17 protein-coding genes are annotated in these 21,475 nt (G+C 44.2%); 13 read left to right on the top strand and 4 right to left on the bottom strand.

The features are described 5' to 3' along the window. Window positions 1-100: 100 nt before the first annotated feature. A complete protein-coding gene (locus tag R7Q38_RS09850) occupies window positions 101-1,474 on the top strand; it encodes a sensor histidine kinase (protein ID WP_005383993.1) in 1,374 nt (457 codons plus the stop codon). A gap of 27 nt (window positions 1,475-1,501) precedes the next feature. Here the strand turns inward: R7Q38_RS09850 and R7Q38_RS09845 are convergent, their stop codons facing one another. Further along, on the bottom strand, window positions 1,502-2,017 hold the full coding sequence (locus R7Q38_RS09845; RefSeq protein ID WP_005383991.1) for a superoxide dismutase family protein: 516 nt from the start codon (window positions 2,015-2,017) through the stop codon (window positions 1,502-1,504). 541 nt (window positions 2,018-2,558) lie between these two features. On the opposite strand from R7Q38_RS09845, the gene R7Q38_RS09840 reads away from it, so the two are divergent. The 11 genes from R7Q38_RS09840 (at window position 2,559) to R7Q38_RS09790 (ending at window position 16,271) form a co-directional block, all read left to right on the top strand. Next, window positions 2,559-3,968, top strand: coding sequence for an aminotransferase class V-fold PLP-dependent enzyme (locus R7Q38_RS09840; protein WP_213893266.1), 1,410 nt, complete (start codon window positions 2,559-2,561; stop codon window positions 3,966-3,968). Between the two features lie 62 nt (window positions 3,969-4,030). Continuing rightward, window positions 4,031-4,963, top strand: coding sequence for a transporter substrate-binding domain-containing protein (locus R7Q38_RS09835; RefSeq protein WP_005375093.1), 933 nt, complete (start codon window positions 4,031-4,033; stop codon window positions 4,961-4,963). Continuing rightward, complete coding sequence (locus R7Q38_RS09830) at window positions 4,960-7,290, top strand: putative bifunctional diguanylate cyclase/phosphodiesterase (protein WP_005375094.1); 2,331 nt, start codon at window positions 4,960-4,962, stop codon at window positions 7,288-7,290. The genes R7Q38_RS09835 and R7Q38_RS09830 overlap by 4 nt, the downstream gene beginning before the upstream one ends. A gap of 212 nt (window positions 7,291-7,502) precedes the next feature. After that, entirely contained in the window at window positions 7,503-8,696 is a 1,194-nt protein-coding gene (locus R7Q38_RS09825) for a glycine C-acetyltransferase (RefSeq protein WP_005375095.1), read from the top strand. A 44-nt stretch (window positions 8,697-8,740) separates the two neighbouring features. Then, window positions 8,741-9,772 (top strand): L-threonine 3-dehydrogenase, encoded by a 1,032-nt coding sequence (gene tdh / locus R7Q38_RS09820; RefSeq protein ID WP_033906709.1) that lies wholly within the window; start codon window positions 8,741-8,743, stop codon window positions 9,770-9,772. Between the two features lie 388 nt (window positions 9,773-10,160). Further along, window positions 10,161-10,706, top strand: a complete 546-nt coding sequence (locus R7Q38_RS09815; RefSeq protein ID WP_021035866.1) for a spore coat U domain-containing protein — start codon at window positions 10,161-10,163, stop codon at window positions 10,704-10,706. Between the two features lie 39 nt (window positions 10,707-10,745). Beyond that, window positions 10,746-11,243 (top strand): spore coat U domain-containing protein, encoded by a 498-nt coding sequence (locus R7Q38_RS09810; protein ID WP_017820521.1) that lies wholly within the window; start codon window positions 10,746-10,748, stop codon window positions 11,241-11,243. Between the two features lie 20 nt (window positions 11,244-11,263). After that, the gene (locus R7Q38_RS09805) at window positions 11,264-12,019 is read left to right on the top strand and encodes a molecular chaperone (protein ID WP_064369625.1); all 756 of its coding nucleotides are present in this window, start codon (window positions 11,264-11,266) and stop codon (window positions 12,017-12,019) included. Continuing rightward, window positions 12,019-14,445, top strand: coding sequence for a fimbria/pilus outer membrane usher protein (locus tag R7Q38_RS09800; protein ID WP_411913401.1), 2,427 nt, complete (start codon window positions 12,019-12,021; stop codon window positions 14,443-14,445). Before R7Q38_RS09805 ends, R7Q38_RS09800 begins: the two co-directional genes overlap by 1 nt. Beyond that, window positions 14,442-15,410 carry a spore coat U domain-containing protein gene (locus R7Q38_RS09795; RefSeq protein WP_064354922.1) on the top strand — a complete coding sequence of 323 codons (969 nt, stop codon included), beginning with the start codon at window positions 14,442-14,444 and terminating at the stop codon, window positions 15,408-15,410. Before R7Q38_RS09800 ends, R7Q38_RS09795 begins: the two co-directional genes overlap by 4 nt. Window positions 15,411-15,551: 141 nt before the next feature. Then, window positions 15,552-16,271, top strand: coding sequence for a carbonic anhydrase (locus tag R7Q38_RS09790; RefSeq protein ID WP_239932226.1), 720 nt, complete (start codon window positions 15,552-15,554; stop codon window positions 16,269-16,271). A gap of 72 nt (window positions 16,272-16,343) precedes the next feature. Here R7Q38_RS09790 and R7Q38_RS09785 read toward each other — a convergent pair whose 3' ends face one another. Beyond that, entirely contained in the window at window positions 16,344-17,447 is a 1,104-nt protein-coding gene (locus R7Q38_RS09785) for a mechanosensitive ion channel family protein (RefSeq protein WP_213964070.1), read from the bottom strand. A gap of 301 nt (window positions 17,448-17,748) precedes the next feature. Here R7Q38_RS09785 and R7Q38_RS09780 point away from each other — a divergent pair, with 301 nt between their 5' ends. After that, window positions 17,749-18,096, top strand: coding sequence for a helix-turn-helix domain-containing protein (locus tag R7Q38_RS09780; protein ID WP_005375109.1), 348 nt, complete (start codon window positions 17,749-17,751; stop codon window positions 18,094-18,096). A 90-nt stretch (window positions 18,097-18,186) separates the two neighbouring features. Here R7Q38_RS09780 and lldD read toward each other — a convergent pair whose 3' ends face one another. Both lldD and R7Q38_RS09770 read right to left on the bottom strand, forming a co-directional pair. Next, the gene (gene lldD, locus R7Q38_RS09775; protein WP_005383962.1) at window positions 18,187-19,326 is read right to left on the bottom strand and encodes an FMN-dependent L-lactate dehydrogenase LldD; all 1,140 of its coding nucleotides are present in this window, start codon (window positions 19,324-19,326) and stop codon (window positions 18,187-18,189) included. 315 nt (window positions 19,327-19,641) lie between these two features. After that, the gene (locus R7Q38_RS09770; RefSeq protein WP_005375111.1) at window positions 19,642-21,333 is read right to left on the bottom strand and encodes an L-lactate permease; all 1,692 of its coding nucleotides are present in this window, start codon (window positions 21,331-21,333) and stop codon (window positions 19,642-19,644) included. Between the last annotated feature and the right edge of the window lie 142 nt (window positions 21,334-21,475).

The following is a 21,475-nucleotide window of genomic DNA, read 5'->3' as shown; positions in this document are numbered from 1 at the left end:
AAAACATCAAGCCAAGACAGTAAGTCGGCAGTTGTTTTCACCGTCATTTTTCAATCATCACGGGTGTTGCAAAAGTACCGCTGTTTAAGGAGGCGATAGGATGAGCTTCAAATCTCGCTTGGTAGTATTTACTAGCTTGTGGTTCTGCCTCGCGGCGGTGGTGATTGCACTGACTTACAATTGGCAAAAAGAAACCATTGAGTTACGCACCAAGCAAAGCTTGCATAAAGAGCTAGCCAGCCACATGCGTGATGATAACCCGCTGATGATCGGGACGGATTACAACCCTAAAGCGCTCAAGTCGATTTTTCACACGCTCATGCTGATCGGCCCTGATTTTGAAATCTACTTCCTCGATAGCCAAGGCAACATTACCACTCACGCAGCGCCGGAAGGGGCGGAGATCATGGGGAAGGTGGATCTCAATCCCATTAAGCAATTTTTAAATGACCAGCCTTTTCCTATTTTGGGTGAAGACCCACGTAATCGTGGTGAACACAAAGTCTTTTCTGTCGCGGCGATAGAGGAATTAGGCTCTACGGTCGGTTATCTCTACGTGGTGATTGGCAGTACCCGACATGACGCCATTGCCAATGCTCAAGTCGATACTCCTTACATCGCGCTGGCAGGATTGGTCTTAGTGTCCATTTTAGGTTTTGCCCTCGGGGCTTATGTGCTGGTCAAACGTAGCCTGTTGAACCCGATTGAGCGTGTGACCAAGCAACTTCAACAGCAAGCTGAACATGATTTCCGCCTGCAACCTGATTTTACTCACCAAGTGCCAGAGCTTGTGCCGATTGCGCACTCTTATCAGATGATGGCGAAGCACATTCAGCAGCAGTTTTTACAGTTGGAGTATCAATCGTCTCATCGTCGTCAAAGCTTGTTGCAGCTTAGTCATGATTTAAAAACGCCGTTATCGAGCGTGCTGGGCTATTTGGAAACGTGGCGTTTGCAACATCCTGAATCCGATCCTTTGATTGACGTTGCTTTTCGAAATTGTGAGAAGCTCTCAACTCAATTGCACTCTCTATTAGACGCCGCGCGTAAAGAAGCTCCAATGCCAAACTACGAGTACCGCCCCGTAGATCTGGGCGCTTTGATGGCAGAATGTGCCGAAACGATGCAGAGCCAGTTTTCTCGTAAAGAAGTGGTGTTGAAAGTGGATATCGATAGCGAGATCCAAACCGTGGGTGATAAAGGACTCTTAGAGCGGTTGGTATTGAACCTGCTTGAAAACGCATTGCGCCACAGCCCAATCGGCTCGGAAGTGCATTGCCAAGCGCATTTGAGTGAGGATAAGTCGCGTATCCATTTTACCTTCGTCAATCACATCGAGGAAGAAGCGGAGGGCGGTTCTTTGGGGATCGGGACGAAGATTGTCCAATCGATCTTAATGCTTCACCACAGCTACCTTGAGACCAATGCAACCTCCTCTCAGTATCAACAGAAGTTCACACTTCTCGCAATCTAAAGAGAAGTGTGAGACATAAGTTAATGTTTATTCAATAACACCACATACGACGCGAGCGCCGCCACCACCTAGCTTACTTGGGTGATCGGAGTGATTGTCACCACCTGCATGGATCATTAACGCTCGACCTTTTAAATCCGATAATTTTAGGCGAGGCGCGACAACGGGCTGATTGGCATTGCCGTCCATGTCCACATAGAGTGGAGGCAAGTCGCCTAAATGATTGTCATTGGTCCAAGGATAGCCATGCTTCCCTGTGTTGTTAGGATCATAATGGCCACCTGCTGCGCCGCCTAATACGGTTTTGTCATCCTTTTCTATGCTATCGCAAGATGGATTAGTGTGAACATGGAAACCGTGCACACCTGCTGACAAACCTGATAATTGAGGCGTAAAAACAACGCCATAATCACTTTGTGAAATCTCAATGGTACCCGCGCTCTCATTGGTGTTGAGAGCAGTCATTTCTACCGTTTTTGCTAGCGCGTTAGGGGCGGCGACAAGAGCGGATGCAACTGAAATGCATAGCAATCCTTTTAACATGGGACCTCCTTCTTTTAGCGTGTACGCTCAAGCACATATTAGTGAAAACCTGTTTTACTTATGTCTGTTGAGCGGTGAGTTTATGTCATAGAGTGATGTGTATCACTTTATGGTCTTAAACTGATATCTCGATCCGAAATCAGCTTTCTTTTATTTAGTCTTAACATATTGAGATCGTTAAGATATAAAAAGAATAGACGCCAATCTTAAAATAGCCTGAATATTTTTAAATTAACGCAAAGTTAAATTTTTAATGACTTTATAACAAAGCTCATAATTGTTTTATAAAGAATTTGGTGGAATTGTCCGCAATAAAGAATAGTCAAATTAACGAATATATTAATGTGAACATTGTTGTTTATAGATTTGTGGTCAAACTGTTGCTTATATCATCAAATAAGATAAAAAATTGGAACTAAAGTCACTTAATGGCAGAGGAAAAAATTAAACTCTGATTGTAATGGGTAATAATGTTTTAGTAACAGATAGTTACGCACTTAAAATTAATAATATGGCTAATTTCCGACAAGGATTGAAAAAGATGAAAGACAAGGAATCTATTCAGACTAATAGCAGCCGCCGTAATTTTCTGAAAGGCGCAACAGGAGCTGTTGTTGCTGGTGTGAGTGCTTCCGCTTTCTCAGGCGTAGCTCAAGCACGAGAACAGAAAATTGATTGGAGCGGCCGCGGGCTAGGTAGAAAACACGATAAGCGCTTCTGGCGTAAAGTGCGAAGACAGTTCGTTTTGGACAAACGAACCACTTACATGAACATTGGTACAACAGGTTCAATGCCAAAACATGTTCTTGAAGATTACGAGCATAACAACAAGCTGGTGGCTAAATATCCTTGGGATATGAAAGGCAAATTTGGCTCTTGGCCGTATGTTTCTGAGATGGTTAAAGACGTCGCACCAGGTTTTGGTGCTAACCCAGAAGAGATCATTCTCAGCCGCAACACTACTGATGGCTTATGCTCGATCATTAATGGCTTACACTTTGAACCAGGTGATGTGATTCTAACGACACACCATGAACATATTGCTGCAACATCACCTATGAACGTAGCGAAACATCGTTTTGGTGTGGATGTGGTAGAAATTCAACTACCAGTATTTACTGGTACCGAAAACGTTTCTGAGCAAGATTACATTCAAGCGTTCCGAGACGCGCTTGATGCGAATCAAAACGTTCGCCTAATTGTTTTCTCTCATATCACATACAAAACAGGAACCGCGCTACCAGCAAAAGCCATTTGTGCTTTAGCAAAAGAGTATGGTGTACCTACTCTTGTTGATGGCGCGCATACGGTCGGTATGTTTGACCTTGATTTCCACGATATGGATTGTGATTTCTATGCAGGATCTGGTCATAAGTGGCAGTGTGGTCCGGGCGCGACGGGTATTCTGTATGTTCGTGATAACGGTAACCGTTTGAATGAGTATTGGAGTGACCGAGAGAACCCGTTATGGTTGATCAACTCCTCACTTTCTCATGCTGATTACCTGGGTAAACAGCTGCAAATGCAATACATTGGTAACGATAACTATCCTGCGAAACAAGCACTAGTTGATAGTTGCAAAATGTGGGATGAGATTGGTCGAGACCGTATCGAAGAGCGAGTTGTAAGCCTTGGTAGTTTATGTAAAACCTTGCTTCAAGAGTACTTACCACAAGCCAAAATGTATTCACCAAACGTGGAAGGCTTAACCAGTGGCTTAACGACGGTTAACCCGTTCTCCGATGTAACTAATGAAGAGATACTGACGGAATTCCGAGATCGTTTACGTGAAGAGTATGGTTACATCATCCGTACGACTAGCTTTAAGCTGCATAAGGATGATGACTTTGATACTTACGCGCTGCGTATCTCTACGCATTTGTTCCATGACGAACAAGATGTGGAAGGGCTCGTAGTGGCGATGACGAATTTGTATTACTCGTCGTTCTAACATCGTTGTTTATCACTCAAGCGCCCATTATTGGGCGCTTTGTGAAAGGTAAGGATATTATTATGTCAGTCATAACATTCAAAAGAACTTTAGCGACGGTGGCGCTCATGGTTACCTCTGTTGCGTCGTCTGCCGCTTGGTCAGACGATTTACAACAAATCCGTGAACGCGGTGTACTGCGTCATATTGGTGTCCCGTACGCTAACTTTGTCTCCTATATTGAACAAGGTGAAGTGGAAACTTTGACTGGCTTGGATGTAGAGATAATAAAAGGTTTTGCCAAGTCGTTAGGTGTTCAGTACCAGTATGTTCCAGCACAGTGGAGCGACGTGGTTGGTAAGTTGACAGGGCAAAATGTGCAATATCACAACAAGCAGGCTGTTGTCGGAGAAAGTGTTCCAATTGAAGGCGATTTGATCGCAAATGGCGTTACTATTCTTGATTGGCGCTCTGAGGTTGTCGATTTTTCACAAGATTATTTTCCTTCAGGTGTATGGTTGGTTTCCAGATCCGACTCTAGTCTGAGCCCGATTAAACCAAGTGGGTCGGTCGATGAAGATGTTAAAAACGTCAAGCAGCTGATCGATGGTCGCGAAGTGTTAGCTTTAGAACATTCTTGCTTGGATCCTAACCTTTATGACTTATATGACACAGGTGCAAAAGTTATATTACCTGATGGGGCGCGTCTCCTTAATGAGATGGTTCCAGCGATAATGAAAAATGATGCGGAAAGCACATTATTAGATGTTGCGGATACGCTAATTGCCCTCGAAAAATGGCCGGGTGAAATAAAAGTCATTGGCCCTATATCTGAAAATCAAAAAATGGCTGTTGCATTCCGTAAAAATTCCCCTGAATTACGCAAAGCATTTGATCGTTATTTAGACTCGATAAAAAAAGACGGATCATACGAAAAACTAGTAAAAAAATACTATCCATCTATTTACTACTTTTATAACGATTACTTTATAGAAGATAAAAAGAAAGTCCGATGAATAAGGCCGTTAAAAAATTTTCCAGTAAAAGATTTATTACAATAAGCGCAATATTAGTTTCAATTTACTTAGCTATGCTTATTACTGTGACTAGCGTAGGTCAAAATAAATTAAAAGAATCTCAATACAGAGAACTAGATTTAAAAGTAAAAAGTTATGCAAGCACACTCGATAATTTATTTACCATAGCGAGTGAAGATGTTGATAATCTAGCTACAGATAAAACAATACAAACATTCTTTGGTAATTTAGCTTCTGGCATGTCAATGGAGTATGGGTTAGGTGCCAGTTTAATTAATTTAAAGCGTCGCTTCGATGAGAAGATAGACAGTAAGCTAATTAATAGCAGCCAAATCTATAAAAAGCTCACGCTGGTCGGCAGTGATGGAGTCACCATTGTCACCACTGGATCTGAAAACCTTGCCGAGCACAAAATGGACATACAAACCTTAATGACTCAACACGGGCATCCCGAAGAGGTTTGTGCGACGCGATACAATGATGACGTTCGCATTCAAGTCATTAAGCAAGTTAAGTTCTCCGGAAAGCCTGTTGCCTTTTTAATTGCCGATCTTAATAAGAATATTGTTATTGACCAACTTACTAACCAAGAACACGAAGATAGTTATAGCCGAATGGTGCTAAAAATAAAAGACGTGGAAATGGTTGTATGGGATACCATAAATAAAACACCTTCTCACAATAAGGATGAGAACTATTTCGTTTCTGAGGCTGTAGACGGAAAAATTTACTTTGAAGTGCCTGTGGATAAACACCACTTCAAATTGATGGCGTGGTTCGAGCCTTTGAGTGAACGAGATATATTTACATCACGGCTCTTTATTATTGGTTTGAGTATTCTGGCCGTTATGATCGTCATTGCTTTATGTTATGCATTCATCACGAACAATAATAGGATTGAATTGAAAATTAAGCTTGAGGAAGAAAAAAAGCGTAAAGATATTCTTTCTCAACAGAATAAAAAATTAACGAACGAAATTGAACGTCGAAAAGCGTCTGAAAAAGAACTCGCCTTCCAAGCTAAATATGACACATTAACCAATTTACCTAATCGTAGTTATGGTTCCGAGCGATTGGCTTTGGAGTTAATTAGGGCATCGCGTAGTGGGTCTAAAGTTTTGGTGATGTTCATCGACTTAGACCACTTTAAGCAGATTAACGATTCAATGGGACACTTTGTTGGGGATGAAATCCTTAAACTCAGTGCTCAGCGACTGTATCAAGTCGCAAGAAAAACAGACTTATTGGCGAGAATTGGTGGGGATGAGTTTTTACTCGTCATCCCAGACTTGCCTGATAATGATACTGCAAAGCGAGTTGCTTCAAGTGTGCTTTCGGCGTTTAACGATCCGTTTGTTTGGAACAACCATGAATTCTTCTTGAGTAGCAGCGTTGGAATGTCTGTGTTCCCGGATGACGGAGACAACGCTGAGCAGCTTCTTGCATGTGCAGATATGGCAATGTATCGGGCGAAACAAGATGGGCGTGATGGCTTTTGTTTTTATAACCATAATATGAACCAAGACTTGCAACGCTACTTAGATCTGGAAAATCGTCTGAGAAGTGCGATCTCCAATCAGTTGTTAGAGCTGTATTATCAGCCAATTATTGAGCTGAGTAGTGGTAAAATCGTAGGGGCAGAAGCGCTAATGCGTTGGAATGATGACAAGTACGGATTCGTAAACCCTGAAGAGTTTATCTCTATTGCAGAGAAAAATGGTTTAATTCATCAAATTGGTGAGTTTGCTATTCAACAAGCGTGTCGACAAGCGGCACAATGGCAGAGTCTGACTCCGTTGTTTGTTTCTGTAAACTTTTCTAGTGTTCAATTTAGGTACTGCGAGCGCTTACTTACGTTTATTAAACACAGCCTTGAGGAGTCTGGTCTTCCGTCAGATAAGTTCGATATTGAAGTGACAGAAAGTCTCCTCTTCAATCACGATTCTGAGCTATTAGACATGCTTAATAACTTACGAGCGTTAGGCACCAAACTTACTATTGATGATTTTGGTACTGGTTATTCTGCGCTGAGTTACTTGCAGAAGTTTCCGTTCGACCGCTTAAAGATTGATCGTAGCTTTATGCAAAATATGTTCGAGAACGACTCAGACCGCGAGCTTGTGAACGTAATCATAGCAATGGCAAAAGCGCTGGATCTTAAGATCGTCGCAGAAGGCATCGAAGAACAGCGTCATGTGGATTACCTGAAAAACCTAAACTGTGAGTTCGGACAAGGTTTCCACTATAGCCGACCATTACCTGCTAAGGACTTTGAAGCACTTTTGGCTAAGCCTACCTGGCTATAATTCCTTTTATAACAACCTCATAGAAAAGCATTAATTGAATTTGTGCCTAGGATTCATTAATGCTTTTCCACCTTAAGGTATAATCCTTCCTCCTTCCTTGAATTACACTACAATTAATTGATGAGTGATAGCCCGTGACGCCCGTCACATAAAGGCTAAGCCTAATTCTAAACGAGTAAATACTCGCCAAAATAACTAGGAAGGAATTTCAAATGTCTTCTGCATTCTACCAACAGATTCAGCAGCAAATCGAAGAAGTAAAGGCGGAAGGCCTTTACAAATCAGAGCGTGTCATCACGTCTCAACAGCAAGCGGCTGTTAAAATCTCTACTGGTGAAGAAGTACTAAACTTCTGTGCGAACAACTACCTTGGTCTTGCTAACCACCCGGCACTTATCGAAGCGGGTAAAGCAGGCATGGACGAGCACGGCTTTGGTATGGCTTCAGTACGTTTTATCTGTGGTACGCAAGACATCCACAAAGAGCTTGAGCAGAAGCTTTCTAAGTTCCTAGGTAAAGAAGATACGATTCTTTACACATCATGTTTCGACGCAAACGCGGGCCTATTTGAAACTATTCTAGGCAAAGAAGACGCAATCATCTCTGACGCTTTAAACCACGCGTCAATCATCGATGGTGTTCGTCTATGTAAAGCAATGCGTTTCCGCTACTCAAACAACAACATGGAAGAGCTAGAGCAACAACTGATCGCTGCGAAAGAAGCAGGTGCTCGCCACATTCTTATCGTAACGGACGGTGTGTTCTCAATGGACGGCGTAGTAGCAAACCTTCCGGCTATCTGTGACCTAGCAGAGAAGTACGGCGCGTTGACTATGGTTGATGACTCTCACGCTGTTGGCTTCATGGGCAAAACAGGTGCAGGTACGCACGAGCACCACAACGTGGTTGACCGTATCGACATCATCACTGGTACGCTAGGCAAAGCAATGGGCGGCGCTTCAGGCGGTTACACATCTGGTAAAGCGGAAGTGATTGACTGGCTACGTCAGCGTTCTCGTCCATACCTATTCTCTAACTCTGTTGCACCAGCAATCGTAAGCGCTTCTATCCGCGTTCTAGATCTACTAGAAGAGAGCGGTGACCTACGTGATCGTCTATGGGAAAACGCAGCACACTTCCGTACTCGTATGGAAGACGCGGGTTTCACAATGGGTGGTGCTGACCACGCAATCATCCCAATCATGCTTGGCGACGCAAAAGTAGCAGCAGAATTTGCAGAGCGTGCGCTGGAGAAAGGCATCTACGTAATCGGCTTCTCATTCCCTGTAGTACCAAAAGGTCAAGCACGTATCCGTACTCAAATGTCTGCGGCGCACTCTCGCGAGCAACTAGACCGTGCAATCGACGCGTTCATCCAAGTTGGTAAGGACATGGGTCTTATTTAAGATTCTAGGCCTTAGACAATAGGGCCTTTAATTAAGGTTACATTATGAAAATTAAAGCATTATCAAAGCTAAAGCCTGAAGAAGGCATCTGGATGACTGAGGTTGATAAACCTGAAGTCGGCCATAACGATATTCTGATCAAAATTAAGAAAACCGCTATCTGTGGTACAGACGTACACATCTATAACTGGGACGAATGGTCACAAAAAACCATTCCAGTGCCTATGGTTGTCGGTCACGAATACGTGGGTGAAGTGGTTGCGATTGGTCAGGAAGTCCGTGGCTTTGAAATCGGTGACCGCGTATCTGGCGAAGGTCACATCACGTGTGGTCATTGTCGTAACTGTCGTGGCGGCCGTACTCACCTATGTCGTAACACGATTGGTGTGGGCGTTAACCGCGAAGGTGCATTCGCAGAATACCTAGTGATCCCAGCGTTCAACGCGTTCAAGATCCCTGAAGGCATCTCTGACGATCTAGCGTCTATCTTTGACCCGTTTGGTAACGCAGTACACACAGCACTTTCTTTCGACCTAGTAGGCGAAGACGTGCTTATCACAGGTGCTGGCCCAATCGGTATCATGGCAGCGGCAGTAGCAAAGCACGTTGGTGCTCGTCACGTAGTGATCACGGATGTGAACGAATACCGTCTAGAACTTGCTCGTAAGATGGGTGTAACACGCGCAGTAAACGTGGCTGAAGAGAAGCTAGAAGACGTAATGTCTGAGCTAGGCATGACAGAAGGCTTCGACGTAGGTCTAGAAATGTCTGGTAACCCAGCAGCATTCAACTCAATGCTAACCACAATGAACCACGGTGGTCGTATTGCACTACTCGGTATTCCACCATCAGACATGGGTATCGACTGGAACCAAGTTATCTTCAAGGGCTTGGTGATCAAAGGTATCTACGGTCGCGAAATGTTCGAAACCTGGTACAAGATGGCTTCACTGATCCAATCTGGTCTGGATCTATCGCCAATCATCACGCACCACTACAAGATTGATGATTTCCAAGAAGGCTTCGACGTAATGCGCAGCGGCATGTCAGGCAAGGTTATTCTTGATTGGGAATAACTTATTCAAGTAAGAAATGCGCTCCTTTTTGGGGCGCATTTTTGTTTCATGAAGATTTTTGTTTCGGGAAGAAATGGTCGCCAATCTTTTCTAAACTTCTCGTATCGTTCTGCTACTTTTTTTAGATTTTTCCACTCAACTTCACCCTACCTTCTAACTCATTGTCGATTCTGTATTTGGAATAAGATAATAACCATTTGTTTTTGGTGGTTATTTTTTAGCATTACATGCTTAAAAGTCGTCATTTTTAAGTTTAATGTTTTTATTTTCCGTTCGTCTTTATCCTTATCTTGCTTCTTTTTATTGTTTTACATTTTATATGCATTTGGTTTGTCATAATTGAGCTATAACTAATAAAAAGGTTACCGATATACAGTGGAATGTAAAAATGGAGCTTTATATGAAAAGATTTTATCTGATGATGCCTCTGCTCTTAACCTCATTTAGTTGGCAAGCGAATGGAGCGTCAGTGAGCGGTACGATTGATGTTTCAATTAACCTTGTACAAGGTTGTGTGATTAATGGAAATAATGCGGTAGATGCAGCTTCTGGCGTTGGCTTTGGCTCACTTGCCTTTGGAGACGTGCCTGCAATCTTCAGTGAACAAGATGGTGTGGTAAATGGTGGTAGTGCGACGGGTATTGAAGTGCTTTGTAGTAACGGTGTGACACCGACCTTTACATTGGGCACCGGATTGTATGATGCAAGTGCGACCGTTGGTACCTACGCGATGTCAAATGGCGCGCAATTTATTGATTATACGTTGTTTACCGACTCAGACCGAAGCACACAAATTATACAAGGTGGGACGGTAGCTCTGTCTGAATTTACTAGTGCAACATCGCAAACTATTGAGCTTTTTGCGAAAGCTTACGGTACGAGCAGCATTGCCGGCACATACTCCGATACCATCAGTGTGACGCTAAGCTGGTAAAACGTGACGCTGGTTGTTAGGGGCTTTTCACTTGTCGCGATGAGTTTGTGCTCTTTAACTGTGCTGGCTGATGCGACACAAACTTTTCAGGTGTCTGCCACCGTAGATACAGGTTGTTTGATTAACGGCGCAGTACAAGAAGAAAGCGCAACCCAAGCCGGGCAAATAGGCACGTTAGATTTTGGTGAGCATTCTTCAGTTTACGCGACGGAAGTACAAGGCAGCATCACTTACAGTTCATCACTCACATTAAGCTGTACTCCGGGTATTACGATGAATGTTTCCGTAAATGGCGGGATGAATGCATCGGATGGTGTACGTAAGCTAAAGCACAGTGAAGAAGCGACAACGGTAGATTACTTTTTGTTCCAGGATCTAAATTACACGCAGGTGCTTGATATTGACACGCAATATTCCGTCGATACTGACCAAGACCCAGATAATATTCAGTTTCCTATCTGGGCAAAGGCGACAATAAATGGGAATGAAATGGCTGGAATTTATATGGATACGCTTACGCTGACATTAGAGTGGTAAGTGAACTTTGGAGGGGTGAAATGGAATTCATACTCAAAAAACTATTATTAATAGCCTTCCTTTTTGTTTTTTTCTCAAATGCCAACGCTAACTCATTATTAATTTGGCCGATTTACCCCAAAATATCAGAGGAGAGTAATGCAACATCACTTTGGATGGTAAATAAAGGCAGTGTTGATTCTTATTTACAGGTGAGAATTTTTAAGTGGGAACAAAACGAAGGAGAAGATAGTTATTCAAGTCAAAGCCAGTTAATTGCAACTCCTCCGTTTGTCAAAATTGAACCAGGTGAAAAGCAGTTAATCCGCATCATCAACCAAGATGAGGCCTCTGCGGGTAAGGAGTATGCATACCGAGTGATCATAGATGAATTACCGCCAACTCAAAACCCTCAAACAGAATTGACGGAAAATGAACTCGCTGTCAAAGTCCGAATGCGTTACTCGATACCTTTGTTTATTTACGGGAAAGGGCTGACTGATACTCAAAAACCAAACCGTGACAGTGAATTATGGGGTGATTTACAGGCACAGTTTATTAAGAAAAATAATCAGCGTTTTGTTCACATTAAAAATTCAGGAAAACACCATGTTCGCTTAGTGAATTTACAGTTGAATCTACCAAATAAAGATCCTGTCGTTATTTCCGATGGACTAGCTGGCTATATTCTTCCTGAACAGTATAAGGTTTGGTCTATTCCCCATAGTAATGTCAGACCCTTGAGTTTGAGCGCGAATATTGGAGGTAAACGTTACCAAATACCATTGAAGCAATAATGAATAGATTTAATACAATGAATGCTTTCTTTTGGTTGGTATTACTTAGCGTAACGTGGAGCAGTATTGGTCTTTGTGCAAATTCAGCAAACCACTTCTCTGAGCTACCGAGTCCTGAAAATTTCTCATTAGAAAAGTTTGAGAATATTAGCCTCAATCTGGAGTTGGTGATCAATCAAAGAGCAACAGGGCTTGTTGCGAAAGTTGAGCGAGTTGGCGATCAGTTCTTTTTGCTCCGGGAGGACCTCATTTCAGTTGGGGTTACCGCCAAGTCGTTGCCTGGAACCGAAGAGAGACTTGAGGTTACGTCTATCCCAGGTGTTAACGTGCGTTACTTGCAATCGTCATTGCAACTTGCAATTGACGTACCGCCTAATTGGTTACCGATGCAGAACTTATCAGCGCAGGATATGGGGCGATTTTCCCCGGCTCAGTTTGGGCGTGGTGGCCTGCTTAACTACAACGTATTTGGTGTGTACGAGAACGAAAGCCGACAAAAGGAGGTTTCTATCAATCATGAAGTCAGAGCCTTTTCTGAGTTTGGCGTTTTTTCTACTACCGGGATATTTAAATCTAACTTTCATCGCGATGTTCAGTCCCAGCAAAGCAGCCAGTACACTCGTTTTGATACGAGTTACGAGTACGTCAATCAAGAGAAGCGAATTCGTATGGAGGTAGGGGACTATATTGTTCGCCCTTTATCTTGGAGCCAACCAGTAAGACTGGCGGGTATTCAGTTGTCGCATGATTTCTCTATGCGTCCGGATGTCGTGACGACGCCGTTACCTGCATTTTACGGTGAGGTCACAGCGCCCACTACGTTAGATTTGTTTATCAATGGCTTTAAAACTGACTCAATGAATGTTGGGCCCGGTCCTTTCATTATTAACGATATTCCAATGCTCTCTGGTGCTGGGGAAGCAACGGTAATTGCAACGGATGCTCAAGGTAAGCAAACGGTCATGACCAGCCCATTTTTTCTCTCTTCCGATCTACTCAAGACCGGATTTACATCTTACAGTGCGAGTATTGGTGCGATCAGAGAAAATTTCGGTAATGCATCTAACGACTATGGAGACGGTGGCGTGGTTACCGCTCTGCGTCATGGCATGACTGATTGGTTAACACTAGAAGCTCAAGCTGAAGCAAAAGACGACCTGATCGTTGCGGGGCTGGGCTTTGTCACCAATGCTTTCAACTGGGGTACGGTGGATGCCTCGTTTCGTGTGAGTAATTTTCAGGATCAATCTACCTCATATGCGCTAGGTTATAGTTATCAGTCTCGGCTGTTTAGCTTCGCTGCTCGAACTCAAGTAGAACAAGCCGACTTTTATACCTTATCTCATTTACCAAATTACGAAATGCTCGATGAAGGCAAGGACGCTTCACTCGCGTCGCGCCATCTATCACAAATCAATATGGGAGTCCGTTTGGGAGATTGGGGCTCACTTTCTGGTGGGTACTTTGATATTCAACAATCCGACTCAGATTCACGTACCCTAAATCTTACTTATAGCTACGCTCTGCCTTTTAATATCAATATGTCCCTTTCTTACAACCATAGTATTGGTGGTCAGAGTGTTACGTTGGCTCAATTCTCTCTACCTTTCAGTTCATTGGGGGGAAGTTCGGGGCTAACGCTGAAAAGAGAGGACGATGGCGATGTGCGAGGGCGAGTGGGTTACAGCCGCCTTGCGCCAATACGAGGTGGGTGGGGCGTCAATTTAGCGCATGATATTAACGAACACCCAGAAAACCGTAAACAGGCCGATTTGACCTACCGTGCGTCATGGGCGCAGTTCAGAGCGGGGTTAAATGGCACCAGTGGCGACTATGATTATTTTGCGGAAATGGCAGGTTCGGTCTCTACATTGGATGGAGAAATATTCCCGGCGAATGAAGTGTATGACAGCTTCGCTGTGGTGAGCACCAGTGGTTTTGAAGGTATTCCGGTTAAATATGAAAATCAAATTGTCGGAGTGACAGACGATGAAGGTTACCTACTTGTTCCTTGGGCTACGGCGTATTACACCGCCAAATATGAAATCGATCCACTTAATTTACCAGCCAATGCTGCGTTTTCTGCAACAGAGCAGTTTGCTTCGATACATTCGGGCTACGGCTACCTGTTAGAGTTCCCAATAGAACTACAAATTGCACTGAGCATGACGGTGGTAGACGAAAATCATTTGTTCCTTCCGATTGGTACATATGGCCGCTCAGAAACGGGCTTAACAAGCCAAATTGGTTGGGATGGTTTTACCTACTTTGAAGGCGTTGACCCAGGCCGCTACATTCAGTTTTATCCTCAAGGACAGCCGCCATGTAAAGTGTTTATTGAGGGGTTGTATCAGCGTGACAGTCAAAAAATACAAACATTGCCTGAGCAGGTTTGTATCAAAGCCGAAGAAGAGACCGCACTATGATTTTGCGCAGCTGGTTTGCTAGCCTACTTCTCTTTTTCTCGTGCTCGACAATGGCTTGTCAGCTCACGGCGGCAGCACCTTTAATCTTGTTTGGCAATGTTTCTTCGTTTACTGTTTCAAGCTCTCAGCAGCAAAGCTCAGCTCAGCCTCATGCGGGGATTACGTGTGACTTTTCTACACTTGTGTCTTTGTTAAGTGGCGACTACGTATCAGCAACGTTTAACAGTATAAATAATGGTTTGCTATTAAATGAGGATGATCCGAGTTCGGAGCTCAGCTATCAGATTTTTGGCGATCCAGGTCTTTCACAAGAGTATGTATTCGGCCAAACTTACAATTTTTTTGAAATCGGGTTACTCGATTTACTCGGGTTGTTTGGCACTCAAGCCGAGTTTCCGCTCTATGCTCGGACGGGAGTGGGTAGTAATCTTTCCGCTGGGACTTATAAAGACCAAATCACCGTATCCTGGATTTGGGATTACTGTAAGGGTATCGGGGTTCTAGGGGTATGCATTGGCCGCGCCAATGGCAGCGCTCAAAGCGTGATTACGGTTGAGTTGGAAGTGACCCCTGATTGTATGATCACAGCGCCAGATATTGATTTTGGTTCGTCCCCATTAGTGGCCGGTTTTGAACCAGTCAGTCAGGTTATATCGTTAACTTGTACCAAGAATAGTTCCTTCTCCATTGGCTTGAATGACGGCCTAAATGCGTCCGGCGGTCAGCGGCGAATGATTTCTAGTGGTCACTATTTGGAGTATGAAATCTATAAGTCATCAACGATGGAGCGCTGGGGAGGAACCAGTTCTGAACGTCGTGAACACAGTGACGTCGATACTGGCGGCTCCATTCCGGATGGTATCACGCCACAGAATTATAATTATCGCGCGCAGATACTAACCAGCCAAACGACCCCTCCTGCAGGTACTTACACCGACTCAATAATCGTTGACGTTCAATTTTGAGCATCATGTCAATTACATCATTAGAGGCTTCTATTCCAAAAATCTTTTGTAATCATAGTTTTCACTCTGTCACTGCTTAATTTTGTGAGATTAGTATGGCTTTATTCTCACGGAATTTAACTTTCAGAAATAAGGAAAATGATGAAGAAGTCACTAACAACATTAGGTTTGGCACTGGTATTTACAGGAACAGCTTATGCAGCAAGCTGGGGCTACGAGGGAAACCATGGGCCAGCTCATTGGGGTGAGTTTGCATCTGAGTGCGCGAAAGGTCAAAACCAGAGCCCAATCAACATTGAATCGGCGACCGAAGCGAAGCTAGAAAAATTGAATTTCGACTACGAAGGTAAGGCAATTTCACTGCTGAACAACGGTCACACTTTACAGACTGGTATAGAAGGTAAAAACACACTCACCATTGATGGTAAAGAGTTTATGTTGAAACAGTTCCACTTCCATACGCCATCTGAAAACCATGTGGATGGTAAAGAATACCCACTAGAAGTACACTTTGTGCATGCCGACAAAGTAGGTCATCTAGCTGTTGTCGCGGTGTTCTTTAAACTGGGTGACGCGAACCCAGATCTAGCTAAGATGCTAGCTAACATTCCAACTAAAGATCAAGATGTTACCATCAAGGTTCCATTTGATGCGGATGCCCTTATCCCAAGTGATAAAGACTACTACCGCTTTAACGGCTCACTAACGACACCACCATGCTCTGAAGGTGTGCGTTGGTTGGTGATGAAAGAAGCACAAACTATTTCTCCTGAGCAGATAAAATCTTTTTCGGAAGTAATGGGGAAAAACAATCGCCCAATCCAACCGCTGAATGCACGTATGGTGTTAACGCAACAATAACCACTTCATGCGAAGAAAAATAAAAAGCCCGCTTAAACATAGCGGGCTTGATTATTTGGGTATTGGTGAAAACTAGAAGCCGTGATCTTCTTGCTCTTCCGCTTTTACCATTTGTATAGGATCAAGCTTAAGCGTCTGAGTAGGGAACGCGATATCTGCATCGTGCTCTTTAATGATGTTGATTACCTTAAGCAGTATGTCCTGCTTAACCTCATGGTATCTCACCCAATTCACGGTTTTAGTAAAGGTATAGATAAAGAAGTGCAACGATGATGGACCGAATGTATCGAAGTTGACGATAAGTGTTTGGCGTGCATCAATGTCTTTGTGATTTTTCAGCATTTCTTTTACCGAGGTGATAATTTGCGGCATTTTTTCTGCATCGTCGTAACGAAGTCCAATTTTTTCGTAGATGCGTCGGTTCAGCATGCGAGATGGGTTTTCTACGACAATGCTGCTAAACACTGAGTTTGGTACATACAGTGGACGCTTATCGAAAGTTCGGATAATGGTCATGCGCCAGCCAATGCGTTCTACTGTCCCCTCTATTTGTCGGTCTGGAGAACGGATCCAATCGCCAACTTTAAATGGACGATCGAAGTAGATCATAAGACCTCCAAAAAAGTTAGACAGCAAATCCTTCGCCGCTAAACCGACGATCAAACCACCAACACCACCGAAGGTAAGTAGGCCCGATAGTGACAGACCAAATGCCTGCATTACGGTTAGAATTCCGACGGTAATAAAGAACAGGCGCGCGACCTTAGCTATCGCTTGTACTGTTGTTTCATCTCGGTTCTTTTGTTCGAGAACATGCTCTTCAACATTGGTAATGAGCCGCATAACGGTCCATACGAAGATGCTGATGATTAAAATCAGTTTCAGCGTACTTAACCAGTTTATTTTATCGTTGAGCTCGCTCTCTAATATGATGCCGATAGAGACGGTTGCTGGCCAACACCAAATGAGTGTACTGACTGGCGCTTTTAGCGCATCAAGCAACATGTCATCCCAGTGGAAGGGCGTTTTCTCTACGAGCGCAGCGAGGCGAGAGCGGATCAGCCGCCAAGCTATCCAAGCTATAAAGCTAGCGAGCGTAATGAAAAGGACGCTTCCACTCCAATTTTGATGAGACGTTTCAATGTAGCTTTGTAATTCGGTAAACCACTGTGGCATATGTAACTTATTTCTAGTGAACCATGGAAGGAAAGGTAGCAGATATTACTCCTTCACCCCAGTGATTTCCTTTAAATCATTTACTTATGTCTAAACCGTCCGAGATGGACTTTTCCTTCCGATGACAAGAGAGTTACCTCAATGTTCTGTTGAGCGACCGCTTCATGCATGTTCAGAGGTACGCTACCAATGATTGAGGGTTGATATTTGGACGATCAATTATAACTTCTCTGACTTATCGCTAACATTTATCTTAAGTAAGTGTGAGAGTGTATTGGCTCTTGAATTAGCGGAGGCAGATATGGAATTTACAGAGCTGGATCGAAACGCGCTCTACGACATCTGGATGTCACAAAAAGCCAAAATGCACATCACTCAAATGGAAATGGCGAAGCGCCTTGGTTTGAGTCTACACGAGTTTTCTGGCTTGTTACGTGGTAATTCTCCACTGACGCTAGGTTTTGTAAAACAGCTATGCGAGCAGCTACATGTACGTCCTGGTCAGGTGATTCCGTCTTTGACGGAGCGTGATCTATCTGCTTCTGGTACCGTTTATTTACAAAATCGTGTGACGGTGGATGGCGATATCAGTAACGTGTTTATCGACGGAAACCAAGTCGTGATCGAGTACGTTCACCAAGTTAGCTAGCTTGCTCGTCAAATTATCGGGTTGAAGAGCAATAAAAAACGAGCCACTGTTGGCTCGTTTTTTCGTTTCTGTCTTGCTCGCTTGCAAAGATTATGGGATTTTCACTAGCGAATCGCGTGAAAGATCCGCGATAGACTTAGCGCCAGTCAGCGTCATTGCTACACGCATTTCTTTATCGTACAGATCCAGTAGATTTTCAACGCCTGCTCCGCCTTGTGCTGCCAATGCGTACACAAATGAACGGCCAAGAAGCGTACAGTCTGCACCAAGTGCGAGCATACGAACGACATCAAGACCAGTACGAATACCAGAGTCTACGAAGATCTTAAGATCACCTTTTACCGCATCCGCAATGCTTGGTAGTGCTTTAGCACTTGAAAGTACGCCATCTAACTGACGGCCACCATGGTTAGATACCACAATGCCATCTGCGCCGAAACGTACCGCATCTTTCGCGTCTTCTTCATCTAGAATGCCTTTGATAACCATTGGGCCATCCCAAAAATCACGAATCCACTCAAGATCTTTCCAGGAGATAGAAGGGTCGAAGTTTGCGCCTAACCAGCCGATGTAATCTTCTAGTTTTGTTGGTTCGCCGCGATACGTTGAGATGTTACCTAAGTCGTGCGGTTTACCAAGTAGACCCACATCCAGCGCCCAGCTTGGGTGGCGCATCGCCTGGAATACACGACGCATGGCCGCGTTAGGGCCACTCATACCTGAGTGCATGTCACGGTAACGTGCGCCAGGAACTGGCATATCAACGGTAAACACCAGCGTTGTTACGCCTGCTGCTTTTGCACGCTCAAGTACGTTTTTCATAAAGCCACGATCTTTAAGCACGTAAAGCTGGAACCACATTGGACGTTCAATTGCAGGTGCGACTTCTTCAATCGGACAAACCGAAACAGTCGACATAGTAAATGGGATGCCTTTTTTCTCGGCTGCTTTTGCTGCTTGTACCTCGCCTCGGCGCGCGTACATACCAGTTAGACCAACAGGAGCTAGCGCGATTGGCATTGCCAGTTTCTCACCGAAGATCTCGGTTTCGAGGCTCAAATCTGTCATATCGCGTAGGACGCGTTGGCGAAGAGCGACATCACCTAAATCGTCAGTATTACGCTTCAGCGTGCGTTCGTCGTAAGAGCCGCCATCAATATAATGGAATAGAAACGGGGGAAGCTTGGCTTTCGCGGCAGCGCGGTAGTCAGTAGAAGCTGAGATAATCATAATGGTGTCCTAGCGGTTATTCTAAGCAAAGTTGTGGAGCAATTTGCTCTTTCGTTGAGTCTTCATCGCAAAGCAGTGAAGACATCAAAATGAGTATAGTTACCTATGGTTCACTTACGTTTGAATCGGTGATGTTGGTAACCCATTTACATAATTGGTTAAAAAATTTTATTAAATCACTCAATCAGTTATGCAAACTGGAAAGGGTGACACAGCTGTCGGGGGAATTGATGTAGCAAGCTAAATCAACATGTCGGGGTAGTAGTGCAGACAGCTGTGTCAAATTAGGCAGGGCTGTAAACCCTGCATTTCGCGTTACTTCATTAAGACATCTGTCATTTGGAAGCCATAAATCAGCACCAATCCAATAATGCCTGTCATTACAATGTAGTAGAACGTAGGGATAATCGTCTTACGCAATGTTGCGCCTTCTCGACCAAGCAAACCTACCGTGGCTGATGCGGCAACAACGTTGTGAATCGCAATCATGTTACCTGCGGCAGCACCGACGGCTTGGAGTGATACAACAATCACGCTCGAAATAGACAACGTTTGTGCCACTTCGAATTGGAACTGGCTGAACATCATATTTGATACCGTGTTTGAGCCAGCGATGAACGCACCCAGTGCACCAACGGTGGCACTCAGCGCTGGGAACGCAGAACCAACAAGGTCAGAGGCGAAGTTTGCGGTTGTGACGGGCATACTTGCTAGGTCAGCACCGTTGATGCCTGAGTTGATAAAGATACGAACCATCGGAATGGTAAATACCAAGACAAAACCCGCCCCAATCAGTGTTTTGCTTGACTCGCCAAACGCTTCACGCAATGGCTTTACGCTGCCGCTTTGTAACATTGCAGCAAGTAGTGCGACAAACACCAGAATGCCACCAGGAAGGTATAACGGCTGAATCGCAGCGCTAACGCCAGTCTCACCAAGAATGTTGCTGAACGACAAACTTACGCTTTGTACAAAGCCTTTCAGTTCTGGGCTTACGCGGCTTGCGACGAGAATAACTGCCAGCATTACATATGGAACCCAAGCTTTTACGATGCTCATTGGCTTGCCCGGATTGTCGTTTAGATCGACTTTTAGCGAACCTAACCACTCTGCAGGCCATTTGTCTTCGCTTTCGAAATCCCACTTAGTCTTTGGTACTAAGAAGCCTTTTTTCGCTGCGGTAACAACGATAGACAGACCAACCAAACCACCGATAAGTGAAGGAAACTCTGCGCCCAAGAATACGCCGGTTAACGCGTATGGAACGGTGAAAGAGACACCAGCGAATAACGCAAATGGTAGAATATCCAGGCCTTCACTCCAGCTTCTGTTCTTGCCGAAGAAACGTGTTAACATCATCGCCATTAATACCGGGATCATCGTACCTACGACTGCGTGAATGACAGCAACGTGTGCTGTGATATCTTGCAGGTACATTTCCCACGTTGCACCTTGTGCGGCCAACGACTCACTGATGTTATGCGTGTCTAAACCTTTGTTTACACCTACGATGATAGGCGTGCCTACCGCGCCGAATGAAACAGGCGTTGACTGAATCATCATGCCCATAAGGACAGCGGCTAGCGCAGGAAAGCCGATTGCAACCAGTAGTGGTGCAGCGATTGCTGCCGGGGTACCGAACCCAGATGCGCCTTCAATGAACGAGCCAAAGCACCAAGCAATGATGATGGCTTGTACACGGCGGTCAGCCGAAATATCGGTAAATCCATTACGGATTGTGGTGATCGCTCCAGTGTGTTTTAAAGTGTTGAGCAAGAAGATGGCACCAAACACGATCCATAGAACAGAGACAGTAATGCCCAGTCCTTGGAATACGGAGGCCAGTACGCGATTGGCTGACATATCCCAAAACATTAGTGCGATAGCGACGGTTAGACCGAACGCAACAGGCATGGCTTTTTTAGCAGGCCAGTTGAGACCAACCAATAAGATGGCGGCAACAACAATTGGCGAAAATGCCACTAGGGCAAGTAGGGTTTCACTCATTTGTACATCCTTCGTACGCTGACTTCTCGAACGGTGTCAATCCGCTGTAGAGGTGACTTTTTGTTGTAATGGTTTTGTTAATTTGGCGTGAATTTACTCCTTTATTTTTTGTTGATATAGGGAAATAATGAAAATAATTAAT

Origin of the sequence: Vibrio sp. Vb0598 (assembly GCF_033338935.1) — a bacterium.
GTDB lineage: Bacteria > Pseudomonadota > Gammaproteobacteria > Enterobacterales > Vibrionaceae > Vibrio > Vibrio alginolyticus.
The sequence above is the reverse complement of the archived record's forward strand: the minus strand, read 5'-3'. Positions and strand labels throughout refer to the sequence as shown.